General features: G+C 39.5%; 10 protein-coding genes and 1 pseudogene. 5 read left to right on the forward strand and 6 right to left on the reverse strand.

Annotation, left to right across the window (positions count from 1 at the left end; all coding sequences use genetic code 11):
• Window positions 1-51 precede the first annotated feature (51 nt).
• A complete protein-coding gene (locus JCM10596_RS05545; protein ID WP_025026265.1) occupies window positions 52-1,152 on the forward strand; it encodes a DNA alkylation repair protein in 1,101 nt (366 codons plus the stop codon).
• A gap of 75 nt (window positions 1,153-1,227) precedes the next feature.
• Window positions 1,228-1,851, forward strand: coding sequence for a sterol desaturase family protein (locus JCM10596_RS05550; protein ID WP_025026266.1), 624 nt, complete (start codon window positions 1,228-1,230; stop codon window positions 1,849-1,851).
• A 95-nt stretch (window positions 1,852-1,946) separates the two neighbouring features.
• Here JCM10596_RS05550 and kynA read toward each other — a convergent pair.
• The 3 genes and pseudogenes from kynA to kynU form a co-directional block, all read right to left on the reverse strand.
• Window positions 1,947-2,803 (reverse strand): annotated as a pseudogene (gene kynA, locus JCM10596_RS24085) (tryptophan 2,3-dioxygenase).
• Window positions 2,804-2,825: 22 nt separating this feature from the next.
• On the reverse strand, window positions 2,826-3,473 hold the full coding sequence (gene kynB, locus JCM10596_RS05560) for an arylformamidase (protein ID WP_025026267.1): 648 nt from the start codon (window positions 3,471-3,473) through the stop codon (window positions 2,826-2,828).
• A gap of 1 nt (window position 3,474) precedes the next feature.
• Window positions 3,475-4,761, reverse strand: a complete 1,287-nt coding sequence (kynU, locus tag JCM10596_RS05565) for a kynureninase (protein WP_025026268.1) — start codon at window positions 4,759-4,761, stop codon at window positions 3,475-3,477.
• A gap of 199 nt (window positions 4,762-4,960) precedes the next feature.
• Between kynU and JCM10596_RS05570 the strand changes: the two genes are divergently transcribed.
• The gene (locus JCM10596_RS05570; RefSeq protein WP_025026269.1) at window positions 4,961-5,578 is read left to right on the forward strand and encodes a TetR/AcrR family transcriptional regulator; all 618 of its coding nucleotides are present in this window, start codon (window positions 4,961-4,963) and stop codon (window positions 5,576-5,578) included.
• A gap of 79 nt (window positions 5,579-5,657) precedes the next feature.
• Here the strand turns inward: JCM10596_RS05570 and JCM10596_RS28600 are convergent, their stop codons facing one another.
• A complete protein-coding gene (locus tag JCM10596_RS28600) occupies window positions 5,658-5,792 on the reverse strand; it encodes a GapA-binding peptide SR1P (protein WP_081791921.1) in 135 nt (44 codons plus the stop codon).
• Between the two features lie 338 nt (window positions 5,793-6,130).
• On the opposite strand from JCM10596_RS28600, the gene JCM10596_RS24090 reads away from it, so the two are divergent.
• Both JCM10596_RS24090 and JCM10596_RS05585 read left to right on the forward strand, forming a co-directional pair.
• Complete coding sequence (locus JCM10596_RS24090) at window positions 6,131-6,931, forward strand: lytic polysaccharide monooxygenase (protein WP_025026270.1); 801 nt, start codon at window positions 6,131-6,133, stop codon at window positions 6,929-6,931.
• The gene (locus JCM10596_RS05585; RefSeq protein ID WP_439644803.1) at window positions 6,814-7,431 is read left to right on the forward strand and encodes a carbohydrate-binding protein; all 618 of its coding nucleotides are present in this window, start codon (window positions 6,814-6,816) and stop codon (window positions 7,429-7,431) included. Before JCM10596_RS24090 ends, JCM10596_RS05585 begins: the two co-directional genes overlap by 118 nt.
• 92 nt (window positions 7,432-7,523) lie before the next feature.
• On the opposite strand, the gene JCM10596_RS05590 is transcribed toward JCM10596_RS05585, so the two are convergent.
• Together JCM10596_RS05590 and JCM10596_RS05595 are read right to left on the reverse strand one after the other, a co-directional pair.
• Window positions 7,524-8,039, reverse strand: a complete 516-nt coding sequence (locus tag JCM10596_RS05590; RefSeq protein ID WP_025026272.1) for a DinB family protein — start codon at window positions 8,037-8,039, stop codon at window positions 7,524-7,526.
• A 36-nt stretch (window positions 8,040-8,075) separates the two neighbouring features.
• Complete coding sequence (locus JCM10596_RS05595; RefSeq protein ID WP_025026273.1) at window positions 8,076-8,903, reverse strand: alpha/beta fold hydrolase; 828 nt, start codon at window positions 8,901-8,903, stop codon at window positions 8,076-8,078.
• Window positions 8,904-9,176: the final 273 nt, after the last annotated feature.

Here is a 9,176-nt window from a genome sequence, read left to right on the forward strand (position 1 = left end):
GAAAGCAACAAGGTGCATTCGCACTGTATTCTCGAAATAGGTGGTGTCGTCATGGCTGAGCTATTAAAAGATAAATATCATCTGGATTTTTTCCATTCCTTTATATCGATCATCAAAAACAAGTATCCTACATTTGATGAGCAGCGTTTTCTGCGTAAGATTTTCGATGAAGAGTGGGAGAACAAGGAACTTAAACAACGAATTCGTCATATCACTCTCTCATTAAGAGAGGGACTTCCCGATTCTTATAGTCAGTCATTATCCATCTTAAAGGAGATTGCTTCTGAGTGTAGGGGAATTGAATATCTGTTCTTTCCTGACTTTGTCGAAGCATATGGGCTGGATCATTGGGAAGAATCCATTCTTGCTCTCGAAAGATTTACTCCTTCTTCCAGTTCAGAATTTGCTGTAAGAGCTTTTATCCTCAAGGATCAAGAAAGAATGGTAAGACAAATGGAACAATGGGCGAACCATCACGACCATCATGTAAGACGTTTGTCTTCTGAAGGATGTCGCCCTCGACTCCCTTGGTCCATGAAGCTAGGTAGCTTAGTTGCTGATCCTTCTCCTATTCTACCGATTCTTGAAAAGCTTAGAGAGGATTCCTCGCTCTATGTAAGAAAAAGTGTTGCCAATAATTTAAACGATATCTCCAAGGATCACCCGCACATCCTTAAATCTATTGCCACATCATGGCTAGGTCACCACTCCCATACAGATTGGATTGTGAAGCATGCGAGTCGTAGCCTATTGAAACAAGGAGACCCTGATCTGTTACAGCTATTTGGCTATATAGCATCAGATGAGGTGAAGGTGAGGAACTTAAACATCTCTTCTCCTGTCATCACATTAGGGGAAACCCTCACTTTCTCCTTTGAGCTGTTGAATCAGAGTAAACAAGCTAAAATGCTCCGAATCGAATATTTTATTGATTATGTCAAAGCCAATGGCAATCACTCGCCAAAAGTTTTCCAACTAACTCAGCGTGAATTTCCCTCTGGAAGCACTCACCTTAGGAAAAAACACGCTTTCAAAGACCTGACGACTCGAAAGCATTACGAGGGAAGACATCGTTTACGGATTCGCATAAATGGAGAAGAAAAAAGCCAGATCGAGTTTGACCTGCTAATCCCACATAGAAAGGAGGCATAATTGCCAAAGAAATCTCATTTATTTTAAAGATGACGTTTTTTACTTCTGTATGGGAGCATAGGAGGGACACAAGAGATGAAAAAGCAAGTGATCAAAGATTTTATCCTTTATCCTGATATTATGGTTATGGGCTTGTTGTTTTTTATTGGTTTAGGAATCGTCCTTCCTAGTCTTGACCAGTGGCAACTATGGGGTTTCCTTGCATCTGGAATGATCGCCTACTCCTTGAGTGAATATCTTATTCACCGCTTTTTATTTCATATGAAACCTCCAAAGAATCCAACTCTTTTAAAAATGATTAAGCGCCTGCACTATGATCATCATGTAAAGCCCGATGATTTGCACCTGTTATTCCTACCCTTATGGTATAGTGCTCCCATCATTCTTATTTCTGCTTTGGCTGTCTATTTTTTTACGGGTAACTTCCTGTTTACAATCTCTTTTGTAACAGGAATCATCGGTTTTCTATTATTCTACGAATGGAAGCATTATATTGCTCATCGGCCTATCACTCCACTGACCCCTTGGGGACGGTGGATGAAAAAAGTCCATATGCTCCACCATTATAAAAATGAAAATTATTGGTATGGAGTCACTCATCCACTATATGATGTGTTATTGGGTACCTTTGAAGATGAAAAAAATGTGGAGAAGAGTGAAACCGCTCGCAATTTAGAATCTCATGATAAAAAGGACTAGAAGGGATTATCTCTAGTCCTTTTTGCTTCTACTTTATCACGTCTTTGTTTCCGTTTCTTTTCTCTATTTCCTATTGACCCTCTGTATCCTGCCTGCTATAACTCCGTACGAAGATCCCATAACTCAGGAAGAATCGTTGATCTAGGACTCGCTTTAAATAATTGACACCCGAAGAGCCGCCTGTTCCCATTTTGAACCCAATAATTCTTTCAACGGTTTTCATATGACGAAAACGCCATTGTTGCAGCCAATCCTCTATATCGATGAGCTTCTCCGCTAACTGATACAAATCCCAGTAGGTTTCTACATCCTTATACACCTTTAGCCATGCCTGACGCACGGTATCATCTGCCTGATACGGGATCGAATAATCTCTGTCTATCACTTCCGGATTGATCACAAGCCCGGCATTTGCTAATTGCTTAATCGCCACATCATATAGCCCCGGCTGTTGATACGCTTGCTGGAGCTTCTGATGCAGCTCAGCATCCTTTTCATAAATTTGAAGCACATGCGGAGTTTTATACCCTAAAGCAAATTCGATCATTCGATATTGAAAAGACTGAAACCCCGAGGCTTGCCCAAGCTTATCCCTAAACTGCATATACTCCGCTGGGGTTAGTGTAGAGAGGACATCCCATGCTTGAATGATTTGAGACTGTGTTTTCGATACTCTTGCCAACCTCTTAAAGGATGCCTGTAGATCATCCTGCTCAATCAATTCAATCGCTGCCTGCATTTCATGAAGAATGAGCTTCATCCACAATTCACTTACCTGATGAATAATGATAAATAGCATTTCATCATGATGATCAGACAATCTTGTTTGACTTGATAAAATTTTATCTAATTGCAGATATTCACCATACGTCATGTTGTTGGAGAAATCCACATGAATTTCCTTTTCATTCTCTGTCGTTGAAAATCGCTTGTGTTTATTTTGATCCTGCATCGTATCATCCTCCACCTATCAGTTATATCTTTCTTATTACGGCTCTCACAGGGCTTCCATCCCCATCTTGAAGAGGCAAAGGAAGAGCAATCAATTCATAATCTCCTGTTTCAACCTGATCTAACATGACGTTTTCCAAAATGTGAATCCCATATCGATAGAGAGCATGGTGCCCTTCCATTTCTTTACTATCTAATGGATCAACAGAAGGGACATCTACTCCTAGAAGCTGGATCCCCTTTTCATGTAAATAAGGAGCACTATCTGCTGTCAAATAAGGAATCTGTGCGGGAAAAAAAGCTGGATTATTAGGAATAGAGGTTCTCAGTAATAGACGGCTCACTCCATCCAGATCATATTGACTTAATACCTCTCGATCAATTTGTTCATGTCCTGAAACATCAATGATCCGACAAGGACCTATGAAGATCTGAAGATCCAGATCTAGAATCTTTTCTCCATCATTTCTAAAATGCAAAGGAGCATCCACATGAGTACCAGAGTGTAAGCTCATTGTCATGCGACCAATATTAACAGATCCCGTCTGTTCCTTGGAATAAGCTACCTCATATGAAAATGGAGTATCTCCAGGCCAATGAGCCAACTGATCATTTAACGGCTGGGATATATCGATCCACTTATTTTGATTTTGTGATTGTTTTTTCATCATGTTACGCGATCACTCCACGCTTATTTTCAAATTTTTTATACTGCTCTTCAGCCATAATGGTCTTTAATTTTTGCACGGACAACCAGACCTCTTCAAATGTATTATATAGCGCCACTGGAGCTAGGCGAATTCCATTTGGAGAACGAAAATCAGGGACAACTTGATGCTCTTTTAACGCCTTGCAAATCCGAGCAGCCTCATGATGCTCAAGGAAGATATGCCCCCCTCGCTGTTCATCAGCAAGTGGATTGCGGACGATAAATCCATAGTCCTTCACTTCATGCGCGAGGAGTTCGAGCATAAATTTAGTAAGCTGTAGTGATTTTTTTCTAATCTTTTCAATCCCCACTTCATGAAACATCTCCAGAGATCCAATTAATGGAGCGACGCTTAGTACATGAGGAGTTCCCATTTGATAGGCTCCCGCATGCTCTTCTGGTGTTAATTGATGCTCCATATCGAATTGTTTTTCTTTCCGTGAACTAAACCATCCTGCTAAACCGGGTATTCTGCCGAAATGCCGCTGATTAACATATAACCCTCCAACCGCACCTGGACCACCGTTTAAATGCTTATAATTACACCAAAAGGCAAAGTCAACTCCCCACTCATTCAACTGATGAGGAATAGAACCAATGGAATGACATAAGTCAAACCCTATGAGAATCCCTCGACGTTGAGCTTCTTCTGTTAGCTTTTTCATATCTAATACTTGCCCACTGCGATAGAGAACACTTGGTAGAATGATTAATGCCACGTCTTCTTTCATCTCTTGAATAATCTCTTCTTCTGCCAGCAGGTGTCCATCTGAGCTTTTCGCCTTTACTAGGTGTTTTTCTGGATCTAGTCCACGTAGCCTCAACTGGCTTTGTAAGGCATAGATATCTGTGGGAAAGGCTAACTCATCAGCTACTATTTTTGTCCTCGTCCCCTTCGGTTCAAAAAATGATGCCACTAACTGATGTAAATTAGATGTCGTGGAACCGGTTACAATTACTTCCCTATGAGTAGCACCTACCAATGGAGCCATCTTCTCCCCTAAGGTTTCAGATAAATAGAACCAAGGATACGTCCCCTCCGTCCAGCCATCAATCCCATAGCTTTTCCAAGAATCAAGCAGTTCAAGCAACGTTTTCTCTGCCCTCTTAGACAAGAGCCCTAGAGAGTTCCCATCTAAATATATTTTTTCACTTTGAATATAGAATTCTTTTCTGTATGAAGCTAACTCATCTTGTTCGTCTAATTGTTTAGCGTATTCTAGAGTATAGCCATGCTCTTCACTTCTCATTGATGATGCCTCCATTCACTGAAAATGAAATGTATTCTTTAAAAAAATTATATATCCTTGGTTGACATATAGTCAATGACATAGTGTCAATGAATTGAAATTTGTTTACGTTCAATTTGGCAAACCGATGATAAACTTGTACAATGTATTACAAATCTAATGAAACTTAGAGAAACGGCATGAAGAAAGGAATGAAAAAGTGACAAATTCAATAAACTCATTATCGGCTAGACAGCGCCAAGCCATTCAAACCAGGCAGAAGCTTTTAGAAGCTGGACGGGACATATTCCTGCAACATGGGTTTCACAAAGCGACGATCTCACAAATTATTAAACAAGCTAGGACCGGATACGGAACAGCTTATGTTTACTTTAAAAATAAAGATCAATTATTCAGTGTTCTAATGGAAGAATTAATGGGGCAATTCTATCAGGTTGCTGAGTTACCATTTGAACCACGTACAAAAGAAGAGGCTTATACAATGATTTCGCATCAGGTTCACCTATTTCTTTCACTCGCCTTCAAGGAACGAGAGATGATGAAAGTCGTAAAAGAAGCCATTGGAATATCTTCTGAGGTGGAGAAACAATGGATACAGATTCGAAAAAAATTTATTCTGCGCATCTCTCAAGACATTTCCTATGCTCAATCCAAAGGGCTTGCCAAGCAGCAATTAGATCCTTTACTTATAGCCAAAGGCTGGTTCTACTCTAATGAAATGTTTATGTGGGATCTTATTCAACTGGAAAAAGAGGACTCAATTGAGGAAGTAATTCATCATTTAACTACGATTTATACAAGTGGGTTGTATACCTAACGAAAGATTTTTCATCAAATAGCAGAAAAAAAGAGACAGAAAAAAGCTCCCTTTAGGGGAGCCTGCCTGATGGTGTTGATCACGTATGTTTTTTGCCTTCTTTTTCTGACTTGCACTGATGGCAATTCGGACAAACCGTATAGAGTCGGGATACTTTCTCATCTTCGAAATGGTCAATAGCTCTTTCACACGTTTGACACACAAGAATACCCATTAAAAAATCCCTCCACCTTATTATTTGAAATCGCTTTAATTATGTTATACTCATATACTATTATGTTATATTATATTTGTCAATGACGAGTTTTGTTACATACAAATGAACTTTTCTACACCATATAAATCATAAGTTTTACATCACATACAATAAAGTAGTTATATGTAACCAATACACTACACATTTTGTAGTTCTTTTCCCTCAATTCATGGCGATATGACTAGAAATCTCTTGACTGTCATAAAGAAAACAACATATCATGTTGTCTAGACATCATGATATCTGAAGATTAAAACAAATGCACTTTTTTATTTTTAGAAGGGATGTGTGTCAAGATGAATGGGAAGAGAGAAAAAACGCGGTTAAAGAAATTCACATCATTCATAGCCATTTGCAGTGTAGCTCTTCTTGCTACGATTTGCACCTTTGTTTTCGCCGAAAGTGTAGCTGCCCATGGTTATGTAGAATCACCTGCGAGTCGTGCCTATTTATGTTCTCAGGGAATCAACACCGATTGTGGTCCAATTCAATATGAGCCTCAGAGCTTAGAAGGGCAGGGGTCTTTTCCGGAGTATGGACCAGCAGATGGTGAAATTACGGGAGCAGGAGTATTTACAGAGTTATTTGAGCAAAGGGCTGATCGTTGGGAGAAAGTAACAATAAACGGCGGAATGAATGCGTTTACATGGAGGCTCACCGCTCCGCACAGTACGGCGGAATGGAAGTATTATATCACGAAAAAAGATTGGGACCCCAATCGCCCTCTCGCTCGTGCCGATCTTGAATTATTTTGCTATTTTAATGATGGAGGAAGTCGCCCTCCTGCAAGAGTTGTACATGAGTGTGATGTTCCAACAGACCGAAGTGGCTATCATTTGATATTAGGAGTTTGGGAAATTGGAGATACAGATAATGCTTTCTATAATGTCATTGATATTCATTTGGTCAACGAAGATACAGGAGAAGATGTCCCACTGCCCCTCTCAGCCTTCATTCTACAGTTCAAACCGAATCCAGTATTCAGCTTGAATGGGCAGCTTCTACTTCACCACACGGAATTGAGGAATACCACATATTTAGAAACGGAAACAGAGTTGCCTCTACAGCTCAAACAATCTATGTGGATACAGGGTTAGCTTCCAACACAGCCTATACTTATCAGGTTAAAGCAGTAGATAGAATGGGAAATGAATCACCTCTATCTAATTCTGTCACCGTCAAAACCAGAGGTACAGATACATGTGCTAACCTCCCCACATGGAACAAGAACGAGATCTATCTTGGTGGAAACAAGGTTCAATATCATCATAAAATCTATGAAGCACGTTGGTGGACACAAGGGGAACAACCTGGAACCACTGGGGAATGGGGAGTCTGGAGTTATATTGAGGATTGTAGTGATACTGAATCCAATGTACCTGCTGAGCCCATTGAACCAACAGAACCAGATCCATGCGATCCCACTGATCCTCACCATCCAAGTAACCCAGAGGCAGACGAATGGGCTCCATCTATCTACTATCCTGCTGGTGACCTCATCATTTATCACGGTAAGACCTATCGTAGCCTCCAAAGCCATACTTCACTACAGGGTTGGGAGCCTAACCGTGTCCCAGCTTTATGGCAAGAAGAATAGAGATTCAAAAATCACCCCCGCACATCTTTCAAATGCGGGGGATGATGCGTTTCATTTTATGAAGCAATGAATAAAGAGCTAGCTCTCTTGTTTTAGGTCTTATTTGAACGGTATAAGTAGAGACCGTAATCCTGCATCACAGAGGTATATCCCACTTGTCTTAGCATGGTAGCTATATTCCCTCGGTGATATGAGCCATGAGTAACAACATGGAGCACCGTGTCGGAAACAGACGTTTCAAGCATCCCTGCATATGGATTATCGATCACCAGCGCTTTCTCTATATTTTCTGGATGACCCAAAAATTCATTGTATTGATCAGCTAACTCTAAAAATAAGGCTTGCATTTCTTCAATATTCTTCATTCCAACTTGTTCCATTAATTGATCTGCACATGCTAATGTTTCATTCATGCTTTTTTTACCTGAGATCATCTCAAACCAGCCATACTCTGCGACATACATATGTGACAACACCTTTGATACCGAAGAAAAACCACTCTGAATTTCCTTATGATAAATATCCTGTGGAAGCTCCTTCAAACGATCCATTATAACTCCGTTAGCCCATACATGGTAATTGTACATTTTTAATGCAGGATGGGTCATTTTACATTTCCTCCTTGGGTATTTCATTATTAACCTTTAAAGTATAAGCCTTTCTTCAACTCTATTAAGCCATTCATTTACAAGGCAATTATGTACTTCCTCTTGTTCTATTTGTAAATTATGTCCTGCTCTATCAAGCACAGAAAAAGTAGCTCTTGTGAAATTGTCCAATATCCTCCACATGTCTTTAAATCCAACAACTGAATCTTGTCTTCCTACCAATACTAGCGCAGGTCTAGTAAACTTTTTATTTAATTGATCCACATCGAATGAAAATTCATATCCATTTTCTCTGTATTTTTCCAAAAATATCGGATCTGCAAGTTTAGTACCTTCTACTATTTCATCTCTATATCTTCCATATATATGTTGGCTTTGAACCACTGACATAGAACTAAAGTGTTCTGCCTCCTCTGGAGTTAGATTAAATAATAATTCCTGATCCTTTATTAAAACAATATGTTCGGGAACAGTTCTCTTCTTTGTATCTGCTATTATAACAGGACAAATTAACAAAAGACCATCTACTCTGTCTGCCATTTTGTGAATGACTCCTCTTGAAAGATAGCCTCCATATGACTCACCTACGAGTAAAAAATTTTCAATTGGTATGATCTTATTTATAAATTCAATTATAATATCTAACATCACATCAGCGCTGATAATCCAGTCTGCACTCTCTGACTTCCCCATGCCTGGTAAGTCAATATATATCCTTTTATAGCCATCTCTAGCTCGAAATACAGGTTCCATGCACCCAATCATCAATCTGTGATCTAGAGAATAACCATGCAGCATTATTATTGGCTTCCCTTCTCCTATTATTTCGTAATGAATAGAGATATTTCTTATCTTACATTCCATCCTTCTTCCTCCTCTTATCACGTACACAGCTAAAACTGATATGCAATATCTAAGTCACTAATCGAATTTATAGTTGTTCCAACTTTAAGAAATTTGATGAATCTATAAAGAATAACTAGGTTATTTACTTCACGAGTGGCTTGAAGTAAAATAACCTAGTTAGTTGTTACAGATGTTTTCAGTTAAGGGTTGGTTATCAGCAGGAAATATGTTTCGCTTCTAATACTGGGACTCTAAAGGCATCGAGGGAAGGTTGTACTGGAAGAACACAGA

It is taken from the genome of Caldalkalibacillus mannanilyticus JCM 10596 (assembly GCF_000615945.1).
Lineage (GTDB): Bacteria > Bacillota > Bacilli > Caldalkalibacillales > JCM-10596 > Bacillus_AT > Bacillus_AT mannanilyticus.